The sequence below is a fragment of the Flammeovirga agarivorans genome (assembly GCF_012641475.1).
In the GTDB taxonomy this organism is placed as follows: domain Bacteria; phylum Bacteroidota; class Bacteroidia; order Cytophagales; family Flammeovirgaceae; genus Flammeovirga; species Flammeovirga agarivorans.
Genome location: NZ_JABAIL010000005.1, coordinates 648356 through 665258, shown reverse-complemented (window position 1 = coordinate 665258; position 16903 = coordinate 648356). Strand labels below are relative to the sequence as shown.

The window sequence follows — 16903 nt, the reverse complement described above, 5'->3', positions numbered from 1 at the left end:
GAATTGTCTTTTATGGATCCGCTTTCGCTGATCTTGTAATTACTTTTCAATACATTAAAAGAACGTTTGAGACATTGCTCAATGAACTGTATATCAGTTTGTTTTGTGCTACTCCGTTTGAGAAGCGAATGCAAAGGTAAGAACTAAATTTTAATCTCCAAACTCTTTTTGAAAAAATTTTATTTTATTTTTTCGAACTACTTTGTGAAGATTTTAAACTCCCACTCTCTACTTAAAAAGACTAACGTTCTAGTCTTTTATAACCGCCTCTTTTCAGAAGCGAGTGCAAAGGTAAGAAGAGAAATTTAATATGCAATGCTTATTTGATTTCATTTGAAATTTTAATTTACATCGCTTTCTTCTTTGCAAAATATTGAAATGAATAGCACTCACTACAAGTGTTTTTCATTTGGCCTTCCGTTTGAAGGGAGTGCAAAGGTAATAACTGACTTGAAAAATTCAAGCCCCTTAATCAAAAATTAGTATCAATAAATTATAATACCTCATTAATCATTTATTTATCAAAGTATTATAGTTGTATAAATATTTCACAAAATCATAGTATCAATTACCAAAAGATAAATTATAGAATTTAGTATATTTATCTTCTTACAATAATTACTCTATGGATTTTAAATTAGTTGCTGATTTCACTCCAATGGGAGACCAACCTCAGGCCATAAAAGAATTGGCTGAAGGAGTAGAAACAGGGGAAAGTTCTCAAATTTTATTAGGTGTTACTGGTTCGGGTAAGACATTTAGCATAGCAAATGTCATAAAAGAAACGAATCGCCCAACACTAATACTCAGTCATAATAAAACATTAGCAGCCCAGCTATATGGAGAATTCAAACAGTTTTTTCCTGAGAATGCTGTAGAGTACTTCATCTCTTACTACGATTATTATCAACCTGAAGCATACATTCAAACAACAGATACTTTCATTGAGAAAGATTTGATGATTAACGATGAAATCGAGAAACTTCGATTATCATGTACTTCAGCGTTATTATCTGGTAGACGAGATGTTATTGTGGTCGCCTCAGTTTCTTGTATATATGGTATTGGTAATCCAGAGGAGTTTGGAAAAAATGTTCTCAAAATTAGAACCGGCATTGAATATCCAAGACAAAAACTTTTAAGAGACTTTGTTGACATTCTTTATTCAAGGAATGAAATAGAATTTAATAGAGGTAATTTTAGAGTTAAAGGCGATACTGTAGACATCTACCCTGCTTATGCAGATTTTGCATATAGAATTATATACTGGGATGATGAAATTGAAGAAATTCAAAGAATCGACCCAGAAACTGGTAAAATGCAATCAAGAGAAGATGCTATTACCATTTTCCCTGCTAATTTATTTGTTACAGGAAAAGATACTATTAATGAGTCTATCATCAAAATACAAGATGAACTCGTTGATCAAATCAAATATTTTGAAAAAGATCAACGAACAATGGAAGCAAAAAGAATCAAGGAACGAACAGAGTTTGACCTTGAGATGATTCGAGAATTAGGATACTGCTCTGGTATCGAAAATTATTCTCGCTTTTTTGATAGAAGACGTCCTGGACAAAGACCTTTCTGCTTACTTGATTATTTCCCAGATGATTTCTTAATGGTTATTGATGAAAGCCATGTGACCTTACCTCAAATTAGAGCCATGTGGGGAGGAGATAGGTCTAGAAAAATTTCCTTAGTTGACAATGGTTTCAGACTACCTTCAGCTTTAGATAACCGACCACTCACTTTTAATGAATTTGAAAATGTGGTTAATCAAAGTATATATGTCAGTGCTACTCCAGGTGATTATGAATTATTAAAGACGGAAGGAGCAATTATTGAACAAGTTATTCGACCAACTGGTCTTTTAGATCCTGAAATAGATGTTCGACCAACTTTAAATCAAATTGATGATTTATTAGAAGAAGTTACAGCGACTATAGAAAAAGGTGATAGAGTTTTGATTACTACTCTAACTAAAAGGATGGCAGAAGAGCTCTCCAGATATTTGGATCAAATAGGTATTAAGTCTACTTATTTACATTCTGAAATCAAACCATTAGATCGTGTTGAGATTTTAAGAGAACTTCGATTAGGAATTATCGATGTTCTAGTAGGTGTCAACCTTCTTAGAGAAGGACTAGACTTACCGGAAGTTTCGCTTGTTGCTATTATGGACGCGGATAAAGAAGGTTTCTTAAGAAATGAGAGATCTTTAATTCAAACAATTGGTAGAGCTGCCCGTAACTCCGATGGTAGAGTAATCATGTATGCGGATAAAATGACGAAATCCATGAACAAAGCCATAAGTGAAACTAAAAGGCGTCGTCAAATCCAACATGAATACAATTTAGAGCATGGAATAACTCCACGTACTGTAAGAAAATCACATGATGCTATTATTGAACAAACACAAGTAGCGGATAAAAAATCAATTAGTAAAGATTATCAATCCGAAGAAGCAAACCTTGCCAAGGCTGCAGAAGAAGCTTCAACTTATCAAGCAAATAGCAAAAAGAATATTGACGAACAGATCTCTCAAGTGAAAAAAGAAATGGAAAAAGCTGCTAGTGATCTCGATTTTGTAGAAGCAGCAAGACTTAGAGATATCATGTTTGAATTAGAAAGAGTAAAAAACAGCAAAGTATAATTAACAACATCCAAAACAATATACCATAAAACAAATCATGCAAAAACTAATCGACTATTTTAAAGAGACCCCATCTTTTCGAATGCTAATTCTTACGCTAGTAAACACTTGCAATGGACTTATTTGGTTCATTAAAAGTTCAAAAGAGAATGAAGAATTCATGAGTAAGTTATGGCTCTTTATCGCATTAACATCATTGATTCTTACGATTGTCTTCTTTATGAAGTTTTCGAAAGAAAAGAAGGAAAAATTCCTTTAGAAATAAAAAGAGGTTATCTAGCAATAGATAACCTCTTAATATATGTGCTCAACTAATGTTGAGAATCAATTACTCAACGATTGTAGTAACTTGACCTGCACCTACTGTACGTCCACCTTCACGGATCGCGAAACGAAGACCTTCCTCCATTGCGATTTCCTTTTGAAGTTCAACTGTGATAGTTACGTTATCACCAGGCATTACCATCTCAACACCGTCAGGTAGAGCGATAGTACCAGTTACGTCAGTTGTACGGAAGTAGAACTGAGGGTTGTAACCTTTGAAGAATGGAGTGTGACGACCACCTTCTTCTTTTGAAAGAACGTAGATCTCAGCAGTAAACTTCTTGTGTGGAGTTACAGAACCTGGCTTACAGATTACCATACCACGCTTGATGTCTGCTTTGTCGATACCTCTTAATAAGATACCTACGTTGTCACCAGCTTCACCTCTATCTAAGATCTTACGGAACATCTCAACACCAGTAATAGTTGATGTTAATTTGTCACCAAGACCCATGATTTCAACAGCATCACCTGTGTTAGCAACACCTTTCTCAATACGACCTGTAGCTACAGTACCACGACCTGTGATCGAGAATACGTCCTCTACTGGCATTAAGAAATCTTTATCTACATCACGCTCTGGAAGAGGAATTTCAGTATCAACAGCCTCCATTAATTCTTCAACTGTTTTTACCCACTTATCTTCACCGTTCAATGCACCTAATGCAGAACCACGAACGATAACAGCGTCCTCATAACCTTTTGACTCAAGTTCTTCAGCTACTTCCATTTCAACTAGCTCAAGCATCTCTTCGTCGTCTACCATATCCGCTTTGTTCAAGAACACAACGATTTTAGGTACACCAACCTGACGAGCTAATAGGATGTGCTCTTTAGTTTGAGGCATAGCACCATCAGTAGCAGCTACTACTAAGATAGCACCGTCCATTTGTGCAGCACCAGTTACCATGTTTTTCACGTAATCGGCGTGACCTGGACAGTCAACGTGTGCATAGTGACGGTTCTCAGTTTGGTATTCAACGTGAGAAGTGTTGATCGTGATACCACGTTCTTTTTCTTCTGGAGCGTTGTCAATTTGTGAGAAATCTCTTTGCTCAGCAAGACCTTTGTTTGCTAAAACTGATGAAATTGCCGCAGTTAAAGTTGTTTTACCGTGGTCAACGTGACCGATTGTACCAATGTTCAAATGGGGTTTCGAACGGTCAAATGTTTCCTTAGCCATCTTTCTTAAAAAGAATTATATACAATTAATAGATTTCAATCTTCAGATTTTGAAAGCAAAATCGAGCTGCCGAGGAGATTTGAACTCCCGACCTCTTCCTTACCAAGGAAGTGCTCTACCCCTGAGCTACGGCAGCTTATGCTGTTACCGCAATCTACCCAGGTAGATTTTCGATTTTCCTCGAAATGCAGTTAGAGATCTGAAGAAACACTAACTACAAAATTTCTCAATAAATTCTTCTATTATAAAAACAGCTTCTTTTATTGATAGTGGGAGGGGCAGGATTCGAACCTGCGAAGCCGAAGCAACGGATTTACAGTCCGTCCCATTTGACCGCTCTGGAACCTTCCCAGCAATAGAATTTGAGACTAATAAAATTCATCCCGTATCTATTCGAGATGCAAAGGTAAATTGATTTTCAAAAACTTCAAACATCTACTTGAAAAATAGATCGATTAATCTATAATAATTTACAATGACATATATTAGTTTACACCCTAAAACAGGCTTAAACACCTATAAAAACACTGATTATCAATAAAATAAATGATTTTTCTTTTAATTTTAAATCTTTGTTAAGAGTATGCAAACAAACCTTTCTAATCTGTAGATTTTCAGCTTTTTTGCCATTTTAAGATTAATTAAACGTGTTTAAAATGGTTGATATTCAAATTGTACTTGGGTTTTTATTTATTTTTCCTCAGTAACAAACCTTCTCTCAGCGATGCTGAAGATATGAATATTTTATCAAAAGACAATTGATCTACTACAGTTTTTAACAGAGAAGAAGCTGGAACTATCATATTTACTCTCTGTCTAATTAAGCCTGGTATTTTCAATCTCGCCTCTTCATCACAACCGATAAACATAGTATACATATCTGAATAAGATGAGCTAGTTATACTTTTTACCTGATCAGTAGAAATGGAATTCATTGCCCCATAAATATCTTGCAATGTTTCAAATGTCCCTGCAGCACCAATCAACTGTTTTGGCTGATATGTATTGACTGCTTCCCAAAGACTCTGCAACTCATTATTAACATACTCCTTTAAATCTTCAATTGCAGATTGTTCCATAGGGTCTGTTTTACAAAACATATCATATAACCTTTGTGCTCCAATCTCAAAGCTTTGCTTCCACAAAACTTGTTGAGCATCACAAATAATAAATTCAACACTACCTCCACCTATGTCCATTATTATAGAAGTAGTTTTCATAGCCACATCAGATCTGACTCCATAATAGATGACTTCTGCTTCTTCAGCTCCCTGAATAATACTCACCTCAAACCCAAACTTATTTCTAATATCCTGAATAAACTGAGCTCCATTCTTTGCCACTCGTACAGCACTTGTCGCTGCCACAGCTACAGAATCGGCTTTGTGTTTTCTAATTACTTTATCAAACTCAGCTAAAGCATTAAATGCTCTTTCTTGTGCTTCAGGTATAATCTCTCCATTGGAGATACCTCCTTTCCCCAATCTTACAAAAATATCTTTTGCATACAGCTTATTTGTTATCGCATTATTCTCTACTTCTGCAATTAATAATTGAAACGTATTCGTCCCCATATCAATTGACGCTTTTATATGAGCCATTTCGTATAATTTTGTTTTCCTCTCTTATATTTACCCGAAATTATAAGATTCAATTCATGAAAGAAAAACTTTTTATCTTCTTAAAGGGAGTAGCTATGGGTGCTGCAGATGTTGTTCCTGGAGTTTCAGGAGGAACCGTAGCATTTATTACTGGAATTTATGAAAGATTATTAAATGCTATTAGTGCTGTTGACCTAGATGCAATCAAACTTTTATTTCAGTTTAAGATCAAAGAACTATGGGAAAAACTAGATCTGAATTTTCTTCTACCACTACTAATAGGTATAGGAACAGCCGTTTTTTCTTTAGCCAAACTAATGAAATACCTACTAGCCAATGAACCTATTGGTCTATGGTCGTTCTTCTTTGGATTAATTATCGCCTCTACATTATTAGTCAGCAAACAAGTTAAGGCTTGGAATATTAGTAGTATAGTAGCTGTAATTATAGGAGCTATCTTTTCTTATTATATAACTATAGCTACTCCATCTCAAGCCCCGGAAGGTTTAATTTACGTTTTCGGAGCAGGTATGATTGCAATCTGTGCGATGATTCTTCCAGGAATTTCAGGTTCTTTTATGTTATTGTTGATGGGACAGTACAACCACATCTTAGAAGCTATTAGCAGTTTCAAATTGGATGTGATTGCAGTTTTTGGGGCAGGTGCAGTAATTGGCATCACTGCATTCTCGAGAGTACTAACCTTCTTATTAAATAGATACCACGACTTTACTATTGCCTTACTATCTGGTGTAATGATTGGCTCATTGAATAAAGTATGGCCTTGGAAAAAAGTATTAGAAACATACACAGATAGACATGGGGCTGTAAAACCTCTGGTTGAAAAATCTATCTTACCACAACACTTTGAAGGTGATAACCAACTAGTCTTAGCAATAGTACTAGCCATTGTTGGATTCTTTTTGGTTTGGGGAATTGAAAGGTTTGCTACTAAAGAAGAGCAGTAAACATTATTTATACATAATAAGAAGCATCTAGGTGGATAATTCATTTAGATGCTTTTTATTAGTTACTGGAGTTTATAAAAGCAAAAAAGGTTAACCATTTCTGATTAACCTTTTGAGCGGGTGACGAGGCTCGAACCCGCGACCTACAGCTTGGAAGGCTGTCGCTCTACCAACTGAGCTACACCCGCATATTGTGGTACAAATTAAACACTGAATGATCCACATTTCCAACTAAAATAGAATATTGTTTTTATTTTAATTGATAAGTGATTGTCTATGAATGATGAAAATATACTCTGCTTTTAAAAATTCAATTTTCAAAAAGTATATAAAAGCAAAAAGGATCAACCATTTCTGATTGATCCTTTGAGCGGGTGACGAGGCTCGAACCCGCGACCTACAGCTTGGAAGGCTGTCGCTCTACCAACTGAGCTACACCCGCATACAATGTTGTGTGGGAGGGGCAGGATTCGAACCTGCGAAGCCGAAGCAACGGATTTACAGTCCGTCCCATTTGACCGCTCTGGAACCTTCCCAGATTAAGTAAACATTGTAGTGGGAGGGGCAGGATTCGAACCTGCGAAGCCGAAGCAACGGATTTACAGTCCGTCCCATTTGACCGCTCTGGAACCTTCCCAAATGCTTTTTATTGTTTACTCAATCAACACTTCATTGTTTTTATCGTGACCGTTTGTCCCGATTGCGAGTGCAAATGTATAGCACTTTTTTTTAACTGCAAAGAATTTCTCAAAAAAGTTTTTTAAAGAAATGTAAACGATTTGAGTGTTAGAATATTAAATGTGAAATTATTTTAGATTAAAATTTCTAACAAAGGTTTTATCGGTCATACTAGCTCTAATCACATATAATCCATTTTGAAAATCGGATAGAATATATTGTGTTTTTAATGCTCCATCTTTTAAAGAAACTTTAGAATTGAAGGCGTCTTCTTCTTCTGTTTCATTTTTTATGGATAAAGTCACCTCTGCATGTTTCCCGAAATAACCATCTACATTTAATGTGTCACCTTCTACAGTTACATTAAAATAAGGTCTCTTATAAAAAGTATCTTTATCATATATCTTAATGTTCACACCAGAACTAAGGTTAGATACTTCTCCATAGACTGCTTTTCCATCTAAAGCAAACTGAAATTTATAATACCCTTGAGGAAGTCTATTCAGCTCATACTTTCTTTTTAGGGTACCTGTTTCTCTAAACACCTCCCAAAAGACCGTTTTATTAGAGCTCGAATTTGATAATTGGAAAAAAGAATCCTCACCTGATTTCGCTGAAGCATTTATTTCTAAGGTTCCATCATTGAAAGCTAAACTTTCAGAAAGTGATGTTTGAGCTGTTATTTTATGGCAGTACAACAGTATTATAGAAAAAAATAAAAAAATTCTCATTATATAATAAAATGATAAAATAGCACAGTAAATACGTCTATAAGCAGTGATATGGCCTATTATAATGATTGCAATATACATTTATATCGTCTAACTCACTGTATATTAATATGAATTAAGAAAAATTTTTAGATTCTTATTTGTTTTATTATTTCAAGTATCTACCTTTGCATCTCGGAAATTCAAGGTGATTATCTAAAACACTGAGAATAGACGATTTACGGGCATAGCTCAGCTGGTAGAGTTACGGTCTCCAAAACCGCAGGTCGTGGGTTCGAATCCTACTGCCCGTGCAAATTTAAATTGAACTTACTATATTTAGCCGTTCAATTGATTATAAACTTTTACACAATCCAAAGTTGTTACCGCAAAGGCAACTTTTTTTGTGTGCAAAATTCGAAAGAATTATGAATAAATTAATGCAATTCTTAAGAGAGTCATACACAGAGATGACAGACAACGTATCTTGGTTGTCGTTTAAAGAAGCTCAAGATAGCTCTATTTTAGTGCTAGTAGCTTCAGTTGTGTTTGCATTGGTAATCGGTCTTGTAGATTTAGGCTTCAACGAAGCACTAACATTTTTCTACAACGCTTACTAAGGAGCAGTCACAAAAGAATTTGTATTTAGTTAAGAAACCTCAACAGATTAAACTAAAAAGCGATGGGTGAGCTTAAATGGTATGTAGTTAGAGCTGTAAGTGGTCAAGAGAAGAAAGTGAAAGATTACTTACTTAAAGAGTTAGAAAATCAGAAGCTTGAAAAATTTATCACTGAAGTTATAGTACCTACAGAAAAAGTATATCAGGCAAGAAAGCAAAGAGACGGCAAGGTGAAAAAGATTGCTGTTGAAAAAAACTTACTTCCTGGATACGTTATCGTCCAAGCTGATTTAACTAACGGTGAGGTACAACACACGATTAATAGTGTTCCCGGTGTCATTGGATTTCTGAATGCGGATACTAAGGATCCCACAGTGCTTCCAAAACCAATGCGCGAGTCAGAGATTAATCAGATCCTAGGCAAAGTCGATGAGTCGGACGAAGGCGAAGTTAAACATGACACGTCTTACTCTGTCGGCGAAACAGTACGTGTTATGGATGGTCCATTCTCTGGATTCTCCGGAAGCGTAGAGGAAGTCTTCGAAGAGAAGAAAAAACTCAATGTCATGGTGAAGATCTTTGGTCGTAATGCGCCAGTGGAACTCGATTATAAACAAGTAGAAAAAGAAGAATAAGATGGCAAAAGAAATCGAAGGTTTCCTAAAGCTTCAAATTAAAGGTGGAGCAGCCAATCCGTCGCCGCCAGTAGGTCCTGCGTTAGGTTCGAAGGGATTGAACATTATGGATTTCTGTAAACAGTTCAACGCTCGTACTCAAGACAAAGGAGGGCAATTATTGCCTGTATTAATTACAATTTTCAAAGACAAGTCTTTTGATTTCGTAATTAAAACTCCTCCAGCGGCTAATTTGATCATGGATGCGGCAAAAATTAAAAAAGGTTCTTCTGAGCCTAACCGTAAGAAAGTAGCGTCAGTTACTTGGGATCAATTAAGAACGATTGCAGAGACAAAATTACCAGACTTAAACTGTTCTACAGTTGAATCAGGTATGAAAATGGTTGCGGGTACAGCTCGTAGCATGGGTATCACAGTAGAGGGAACAGCTCCTTGGGAGGCTTAATTTCTACAAGTAAATTAGTTTTTAATCATGGCAGTATCAAAGAAAATGAAAGAGGCTCTATCAAAATACGATAGAACTCAAGAATACACGCTAGAGAAAGCTACTGAACTTGTGAAAGAAATTTCTTTCGAGAAGTTCGATGCTTCAGTAGATGTTGACATCCGTTTAGGTGTAGATCCACGTAAAGCTGACCAAATGGTTCGTGGTGTGGTTTCATTACCTCACGGTGTTGGTAAAGAAGTAAGAGTTCTTGCTCTAGTTACTCCAGACAAAGAAGAAGAAGCAAAAGCAGCAGGTGCTGACTACGCAGGTTTAGACGAATTCATCAAGAAAATCGAAGGTGGATGGACTGATATCGACGTAATCATCACTATGCCAACAGTAATGGCTAAAGTAGGTCGTTTAGGTAGAGTTTTAGGTCCTCGTGGTCTAATGCCAAACCCTAAAGCGGGTACTGTAACATTAGAAGTTGGTAAAGCTGTAAAAGAAGTGAAAGCTGGTAAAATCGACTTTAAAGTTGACAAAACTGGTATCATTCATACTTCAGTAGGTAAAGCATCATTCTCTGCTGAGCAGTTGAAAGACAATGCAGCTGAGTTGATCTCAACTTTATCTAAATTGAAGCCTTCTTCAGCTAAAGGTACATATTTTAAGAGCGTAACGATCTCTACAACTATGGGTCCTGGTATCAAAGTTGACAAGAGTTCAATCGATAGCTAATTATGACAAAAGATCAGAAAGTACAACTCGTTGAAGAGTTAAGCCAACAATTGGCAGCTTGTGATTACTTCTACATTGTAAACAGTGCTACTATGACTGTTGATGAAGTAAACGGCTTCCGTAAGGCTTGCTTTGCAAAGGGTATTAAATATCAAGTAGTCAAGAACACGCTAATTGCGAAAGCTCTTGACAAATTAGATACTGATGTTGATTATTCTGAATTGAAAGGTTCAGCTTTAAAAGGCATGTCAGGTATCTTGTTTTCACCAGAGTCGGGTGCAGCTCCAGCGAAAGTTTTAAAAGACTTCCAAGCGGGTATGCCTAAAGACCGTAAAATTCCTGCATTGAAGGCAGCTTCAATTGACGGTGGATTATACGTAGGTGAACAACACTTAGAAGCTTTAACAGCGGTAAAATCAAAAGCAGAACTTATTGGTGACGTCTTAGGATTGTTACAATCTCCTGCTAAGAACGTTGTTTCAGCATTACAATCATCAGGTCAAACATTATCTGGCTTGTTGAAAACGCTTGAGGAGAAAGGAGAGTAATATAGCCCTTTCTAAAAAAACCTCTTGCAACATGGCATTTGAAAGTTACGCCTAGTTGCTTCCATATATATATCGTAACATTATTTTAAAAAACACATTTTAATTTTACAAAAATGGCAGATTTGAAAAAATTCGCAGAAGAGTTAGTTAACTTAACAGTAAAGGAAGTACAAGAACTTGCTGAGATCTTGAAAGAAGAGCATGGTATCGAGCCAGCTGCTGCTGCTGCTCCAGTAATGGTTGCAGGTGGTGCTGAAGGTGGTGCTGCTGCTGAAGAAAAAACTGAATTCGACGTGATCTTAAAATCAGCTGGTTCAGCTAAATTAAAAGTAGTTAAGGCTCTTAAGTCTGCTGCTGGTTTAGGTTTAAAAGAAGCTAAAGAATTAGCTGATTCTGCTCCTGCTCCAATCAAAGAAGGTATCTCTAAAGAAGAGGCTGAAGCATTAAAAGACGCTTTAGCAGCTGAAGGTGCTGAAATCGAAATTAAATAATTTTAGCCTTAGCGCTTAAATTAATCGATATAAATAAAAAGGGTGATTCCGTAAGGTTTCACCCTTTTTTATTACATGATCTTTTTTAAAAATATCTTATGCCCTTGCTGAACGAATAATATATTTATCCCTTCAAAAAGACATTTAGATTCAATTATAAAACTATTGGATTCTACCTCTCTAAAAATTGTTTGTTTTCCAGTTGAAGAGAATAAACAATATCGTATCATCTCATCACTCTCTACTTGTATAATAACCTGATAACTATTTTCCCTACTTAATATCTTTAGGTGCTCTTCAATATTATTTACTCTAGTTGATAATGGTCCATATACCGTAGTGGATCCATCAAAATCTACTTGTAGTAATCTATAATAAACACTGTTATTTAAACTTTTTATCTCATCTATATACTCATAATAGTGAGTCTGATTAGAGTTACCCGCTCCTTTTATTCTTGATAGATCAAACCAATCTCTTTTATCAATAGATCGTTGTAGAATAAAGAAGTCATTATTAATTTCTTGTGCTGTACTCCATTCTATATATATGTTTTTATGATTAGCGTCTGCAGTAAAAGATACTAGTTCCACTGGTAAATTTAAATCACAAAACCCTCCAGCTTTGGTATAGCAAGCACCCTGAATATCTATCGTTGGATTATTGGTTACACTGGGTCTATAATGATCATCAGTAAAGTCTCCATATACTCTAAATGCTGATTCATCATGTTCAATACTAATTTGTCCGCTACCGATATCAGATCTTGTAAAGTGGTTGTTAACGATCAGTTCTCCACCGTTTTTAATAAGTAGGTTACCATTATCCAACTGTAGGTTATTTTCAATCTCTAGATACCCATATACTTCTAATTGTACATTACTATTTTGAAGCAATAAATTGTCCAATACAAACAATTTTCCTTGTTCTAGAATTGAACACCTACCATCTGCTTCAAACTCCAAATACACCCCAAAAATATGAGTGGTTATATCATCGTTTAACCTTAACTCTTTAGCATTGGATAAAATGATCTTATCTGTATCAGAAGGGTACCCTGTTCCGCCATCTGCATTAATCCAATTGGCTACATTTTGCCAATCCGAATAGGAATTAATGGTTACTACCCCATTGGGATAATAGCTAGCAGCGGTAATATTAAAAATAGGTAAGATAGTTAGGAAGAGGAAGAAGAATAGTTTAATACATTTCATAGTCTGTCTCATTTTCATTTCACTCTCACAAACTATAAAAGGAATAAAAAAAAGTCGGCTCATTTTATAATATGAACCGACTTTCTATGTGTACCACTAGATAGTATGGTACTTATTTTACTACGTTCGCTTTAACCGTAATAATCGTCACTGGATCTGTTGGATCATTGGTAAACAAAGTGAATGACCTCACCTCTTTTCCTGTTCTTGCTGTTTCTAAGTATCGAATATTAATATTGGATGTTTCAAATGGTTGTACTTCTTCGTCTTCAATACTGAGTAATTCTAAACCATGATTCGCTTCTACTTTTAATATCTTGAGGGGCACTTTTCCAGTGTTCATCACAGAAAGAGTCACAATTTTCTTCCCATCATTTTTCACATTACCCAAATTCATATATGTACTAGATAAACCCATTTTTGGTTTAGGTCCGTCACCTTGAGACTCTGGAAAATGAATAGAGGCTGAAACGACACAGTTACTTTCAATATCTTGATCTCCATTGGTTAAAAGAATAGAAAAGGTATCTTGAGCATAACCATATTCTTCTCTATCCTCTGGTTTGATAAACAACTCAAATGAGCCTTCTGATTGTGGAGGAACAGTATATCTAGAACTATCAATTAAAATACCAAGATAATCTGGTAAAAGAGCAGGCTTCTCAAATCTTAAAGTGTCTTCTGTGTTATTATAAAAGTATACCGTTTTAGATGCAATCCCTTGCGCTGTTAGAATACCAAAACTCACTTTCTTATGAGCCCATCTAATCCCATTATTTTCGTACGGGTACATCTGTTCAGCATTCAGTTTGTAAGGCCTGATAAACCCTGCCAACTTGATTTCTTGTTCAGTGGATTTCCCTACAATTTTTATACTTATCGTTTTTGAAAAAGGGCCTGCTTTATATGGCAAATACCTCACAGTGATTTCACCTGAAGCTCCAGATGACAGACTATTTGTAGGATAAATAGCCTCAAGACAAGCACAATCCGAAACAACAGTATCAATTTTGATTTCGGAGGCACTTACTACACTAAAAGGAAATGTATGTTCTATCGTATCTTGAGCATAAGATAACTTACCTAGAAAAACACTGTCTTGATTGAACTTTAGGGAATTTTGTGCACTTGATGTTAGTGCTGTAAAAAAGGCTAAGTACAAAAAGAGAATTAAAAACTTCTTGATCATTTTATGGGGAATCTTGAGCATTTAGAAGTTCAAATATACTCTTTTATTATGTATATGATGAAGATAAATCGAATAAACTAACAATATAATTTAACCTAGAAATTCGAATTTGATATAGCTAATAAAAAACCAAATTGTTAGCGTCCAAAAGCTGACTAAATAGTAGCTTTCTCTAAATACTCTATTATGTTTTAGAATAAATAAAACGGGCAACATCATAATAACTCCTCCCATCAACTCCAAAAGGTGAAGTACTAAAGATGGTACTCTTGGAATTACGTGATAATAATCTAACAGTACGACTGTTACTCCTATGATATTAATAATCATAAGATAAATAAATAAGATCCCCATTGTTGTTGAAATTAAAATGATAATAGTATTCTATTCAACTAATAACAATGGGGATCCGTTGAGTTTGATAATGCTTATTTGGTTAAAAAACTGAAAATCGATTTCAGGATAAACAATATTAATTACTCATTTAAATATGTTTATTTCTTTTTCACTTTACCATCAATGATATACACTTTTTGATCTGTTCCGTCCCAGTGAATGGTGACATACAATACTTTGTTTTTCTTATCGTATCCCATATCACAATTTTCTGTAGGTTGCTTTTTCTTACCAATACCTACTGATTTAGGATAATGATCAACATTGTGTATTTCTAATGTTATCTCTCTAGTTTTTGGTGCTCCACTATAATTACCAGATAAGGCTAAAGACACTGTCATACCTTTCTTTGATACTTCAGACAACACATCAATTAATTGGAAGTTTTTATTCTCTATATTTCCAGATGTGATACCATCATCATCATAAATTGTTCTTGAGGTAGTCGCTACAGAATTATCTCTCCAAATTTGTAAGGTAATCTCTTCACCATGGTAATCTTCTGTAGTTTGAAGGTTCTTTGAGGCTAAAGGAATAATACTTCCTCCTTTTACAAATACTGGTAGTTGGTCTAAAGGAGCATCAACTGTCACCCACTCTCCTCCTTTGAAGGGTTTTCCTGTCCATAAGTGATACCAGTTATTTCCTTTAGGAAGGTATAGTTTTCTATTTCTTTGTCCTTTCTTTGTTATTGGAGCTACTACATAAGCATCGCCCCACATGTAGGTATCAGAGATATTTTTCAATTCTGGGTTATCTGTTTCTTCCATAAATAATGGCCTTAATAGAGGAATCCCAGTTTTAGCATTTTCATAGGCCAAGGTATAATTGTAAGGCAACATCTTGTATCTATACTCAATGTATTTTTTTACGATATCATGTGCTTCTCCTTTATAAAAAATTACTTCAGATGGAATTGCTTCTTGCGCATGTGGTCTATATACAGGCTGGAATACTCCATACTCTAGCCAACGGATATAAAGCTCTGTTACTTCTTCTTGTGTAAAATCTGAATTAACAAATCCACCTAAATCTGAATGCATATATGGAACTCCACTCAAACCCATGGTCATACTAATTTGTGATTGTGGAGTAAGACCTCCAAAAGTTCTATTCACGTCACCAGACCAAGGAACCATTCCATATCGTTGAGATCCAACATAACCTGATCGCATTAAGATAAATGGTCTTTCTGTAGGGAAATCTTTCTTATATCCATCATAAATTACCTTCGCCCATTGATGACCATAAACATTATGTAACTCATCTGCTGTGCCGGTTTTATGCATTATTTCTGTTGGGTGAACTTCTGGCTCTCCCAAATCTCCCCACCAACCAGTAACACCTTGGTCGACTAATCCTTTATAAATATTCCAAAACCAATCTTCAGCTTTCGGATCAAAGACATCTACTAAGCCCGTTTCCCCAAAGAAGAAATCATATACATATGTCTTACCAAACTTATCTTTTGCTAATACACCTTTCTCTACCGCTTCATCCCATTTTCCTGAAGTTGTTGTAATAAATGGCTCTGTTATTAAAACCGTCTTCACTCCTTCATTCTTTAAAGAATCTATCATTTGTGTAGGATGGGGAAAGTTTGGCTTGTACCAGTCTAATGTACCCATTGAACCTTTTACATCAGGTCCAAACCAATAAAGATCTAAAATGATTGCATCTACAGGAACCTGTTGTTTTCTAAACTCCGCAATAGTTGATAGTACTTCCTCTTCTGTATGATAACCAAATCGAGAAGAGAAATTGCCAAACATCCATCTTGGTGGTAATGGTTGTCTACCCGTTAAGGTTGTAAATTGATAGAGTAAATCTTTAAAATCACTGCCTGCCACAACAACATAACTTGACCTTCCTCCAATCGTTTCGAACGATAGTTCATTACTTTTTCTTTCACCAACATCAATAAATCCAATAGGTGCGTTGTCATAGAGTAATGCATATTTCTTTGATGAAATAATTAAAGGCATTCCATAATTCATCTGAATAGCAAACTCTTCATTGGCATAATGTGCTCTGTTATACAATGGTAAACGATGTCCTCTTCGATCTAAATCCAACGCTCTTTCACCTCCACCATACAAAGCTTCATCTTCCTGAATTTCAAACTTGAATCCTTTTAAAGTATCAGCATCAAAATATCCTTTTGACTCTGACAGAATTTTTTCTTGGTTGTAGAAGTAACTTATATGGAAAGGCTTTTTCTTTATTTCTGCCTTTATCCCATCTTCCAATTGAAAAGATATGCTTGTTCCATTATCTTTTGCAGACACTTCTACTTTATTCGGAGCCATAATCACTGCTTCAGATAATGGCAATACATCCACACCATTAGGATAAAACTGTGTCTCTATTATTTGACGATCAAAAGGTCTTAAAACAACTTTACCGTCAGAAGTTGTTATTTCTAGGTTCTGTCCATTTAATTGGTAGCTTTTGAATGACCTTTGCCCCATTGACCATGAAGAAAAAATCATAAAACACAGAAATAAGTAGAATTGTAAGGTTAT

At 35.4% G+C, this 16903-nt stretch carries 15 protein-coding genes and 7 tRNA genes; 9 read left to right on the top strand and 13 right to left on the bottom strand.

Annotated features, from left to right (window positions below):
* The first annotated feature begins 625 nt into the window (after window positions 1-625).
* Window positions 626-2656, top strand: coding sequence for an excinuclease ABC subunit UvrB (gene uvrB, locus HGP29_RS18930; RefSeq protein WP_168883974.1), 2031 nt, complete (start codon window positions 626-628; stop codon window positions 2654-2656).
* Between the two features lie 328 nt (window positions 2657-2984).
* Here the strand turns inward: uvrB and tuf are convergent, their stop codons facing one another.
* The 4 genes from tuf to HGP29_RS18910 all read right to left on the bottom strand — a co-directional run bounded on the left by tuf (window position 2985) and on the right by HGP29_RS18910 (window position 5764).
* Window positions 2985-4163, bottom strand: a complete 1179-nt coding sequence (tuf, locus tag HGP29_RS18925) for an elongation factor Tu (protein ID WP_168883973.1) — start codon at window positions 4161-4163, stop codon at window positions 2985-2987.
* A gap of 64 nt (window positions 4164-4227) precedes the next feature.
* Window positions 4228-4299, bottom strand: a tRNA-Thr gene (locus HGP29_RS18920).
* Window positions 4300-4433: 134 nt separating this feature from the next.
* Window positions 4434-4514 (bottom strand) — tRNA-Tyr (locus HGP29_RS18915).
* Between the two features lie 335 nt (window positions 4515-4849).
* Window positions 4850-5764: a Ppx/GppA phosphatase family protein gene (locus tag HGP29_RS18910; protein ID WP_168883972.1), complete on the bottom strand. Its 915-nt coding sequence runs from the start codon at window positions 5762-5764 to the stop codon at window positions 4850-4852.
* A gap of 56 nt (window positions 5765-5820) precedes the next feature.
* Here HGP29_RS18910 and HGP29_RS18905 point away from each other — a divergent pair, with 56 nt between their 5' ends.
* On the top strand, window positions 5821-6732 hold the full coding sequence (locus tag HGP29_RS18905) for a DUF368 domain-containing protein (protein WP_168883971.1): 912 nt from the start codon (window positions 5821-5823) through the stop codon (window positions 6730-6732).
* A 115-nt stretch (window positions 6733-6847) separates the two neighbouring features.
* On the opposite strand, the gene HGP29_RS18900 is transcribed toward HGP29_RS18905, so the two are convergent.
* The 5 genes from HGP29_RS18900 to HGP29_RS18880 form a co-directional block, all read right to left on the bottom strand.
* Window positions 6848-6920: transfer RNA gene (locus HGP29_RS18900), tRNA-Gly, on the bottom strand.
* A gap of 181 nt (window positions 6921-7101) precedes the next feature.
* Window positions 7102-7174, bottom strand: a tRNA-Gly gene (locus tag HGP29_RS18895).
* A gap of 13 nt (window positions 7175-7187) precedes the next feature.
* Window positions 7188-7268: transfer RNA gene (locus HGP29_RS18890), tRNA-Tyr, on the bottom strand.
* Window positions 7269-7288: 20 nt separating this feature from the next.
* Window positions 7289-7369 (bottom strand) — tRNA-Tyr (locus HGP29_RS18885).
* A 169-nt stretch (window positions 7370-7538) separates the two neighbouring features.
* Complete coding sequence (locus HGP29_RS18880) at window positions 7539-8141, bottom strand: hypothetical protein (RefSeq protein ID WP_168883970.1); 603 nt, start codon at window positions 8139-8141, stop codon at window positions 7539-7541.
* Between the two features lie 220 nt (window positions 8142-8361).
* On the opposite strand from HGP29_RS18880, the gene HGP29_RS18875 reads away from it, so the two are divergent.
* The 7 genes from HGP29_RS18875 to rplL all read left to right on the top strand — a co-directional run bounded on the left by HGP29_RS18875 (window position 8362) and on the right by rplL (window position 11579).
* A tRNA-Trp gene (locus HGP29_RS18875) sits at window positions 8362-8434 on the top strand.
* Window positions 8435-8548: 114 nt separating this feature from the next.
* Window positions 8549-8740: a preprotein translocase subunit SecE gene (secE, locus tag HGP29_RS18870; RefSeq protein ID WP_168883969.1), complete on the top strand. Its 192-nt coding sequence runs from the start codon at window positions 8549-8551 to the stop codon at window positions 8738-8740.
* A 62-nt stretch (window positions 8741-8802) separates the two neighbouring features.
* Window positions 8803-9375, top strand: a complete 573-nt coding sequence (nusG, locus tag HGP29_RS18865) for a transcription termination/antitermination protein NusG (protein WP_168883968.1) — start codon at window positions 8803-8805, stop codon at window positions 9373-9375.
* 1 nt (window position 9376) lies between these two features.
* Window positions 9377-9820: a 50S ribosomal protein L11 gene (rplK, locus tag HGP29_RS18860; RefSeq protein WP_168883967.1), complete on the top strand. Its 444-nt coding sequence runs from the start codon at window positions 9377-9379 to the stop codon at window positions 9818-9820.
* Between the two features lie 27 nt (window positions 9821-9847).
* The gene (rplA, locus tag HGP29_RS18855; RefSeq protein ID WP_211093333.1) at window positions 9848-10540 is read left to right on the top strand and encodes a 50S ribosomal protein L1; all 693 of its coding nucleotides are present in this window, start codon (window positions 9848-9850) and stop codon (window positions 10538-10540) included.
* Between the two features lie 2 nt (window positions 10541-10542).
* Window positions 10543-11088 carry a 50S ribosomal protein L10 gene (gene rplJ / locus HGP29_RS18850; RefSeq protein WP_168883966.1) on the top strand — a complete coding sequence of 182 codons (546 nt, stop codon included), beginning with the start codon at window positions 10543-10545 and terminating at the stop codon, window positions 11086-11088.
* Between the two features lie 113 nt (window positions 11089-11201).
* On the top strand, window positions 11202-11579 hold the full coding sequence (gene rplL / locus HGP29_RS18845; protein WP_168883965.1) for a 50S ribosomal protein L7/L12: 378 nt from the start codon (window positions 11202-11204) through the stop codon (window positions 11577-11579).
* Between the two features lie 71 nt (window positions 11580-11650).
* Here rplL and HGP29_RS18840 read toward each other — a convergent pair whose 3' ends face one another.
* The 4 genes from HGP29_RS18840 to HGP29_RS18825 all read right to left on the bottom strand — a co-directional run bounded on the left by HGP29_RS18840 (window position 11651) and on the right by HGP29_RS18825 (window position 16870).
* Entirely contained in the window at window positions 11651-12793 is a 1143-nt protein-coding gene (locus HGP29_RS18840; protein WP_168883964.1) for a hypothetical protein, read from the bottom strand.
* Window positions 12794-12905: 112 nt separating this feature from the next.
* Complete coding sequence (locus HGP29_RS18835) at window positions 12906-13982, bottom strand: DUF1573 domain-containing protein (protein WP_168883963.1); 1077 nt, start codon at window positions 13980-13982, stop codon at window positions 12906-12908.
* Window positions 13983-14072: 90 nt separating this feature from the next.
* The gene (locus tag HGP29_RS18830; protein ID WP_211093332.1) at window positions 14073-14312 is read right to left on the bottom strand and encodes a hypothetical protein; all 240 of its coding nucleotides are present in this window, start codon (window positions 14310-14312) and stop codon (window positions 14073-14075) included.
* A 164-nt stretch (window positions 14313-14476) separates the two neighbouring features.
* Entirely contained in the window at window positions 14477-16870 is a 2394-nt protein-coding gene (locus HGP29_RS18825) for a glycoside hydrolase family 31 protein (protein ID WP_168883961.1), read from the bottom strand.
* Between the last annotated feature and the right edge of the window lie 33 nt (window positions 16871-16903).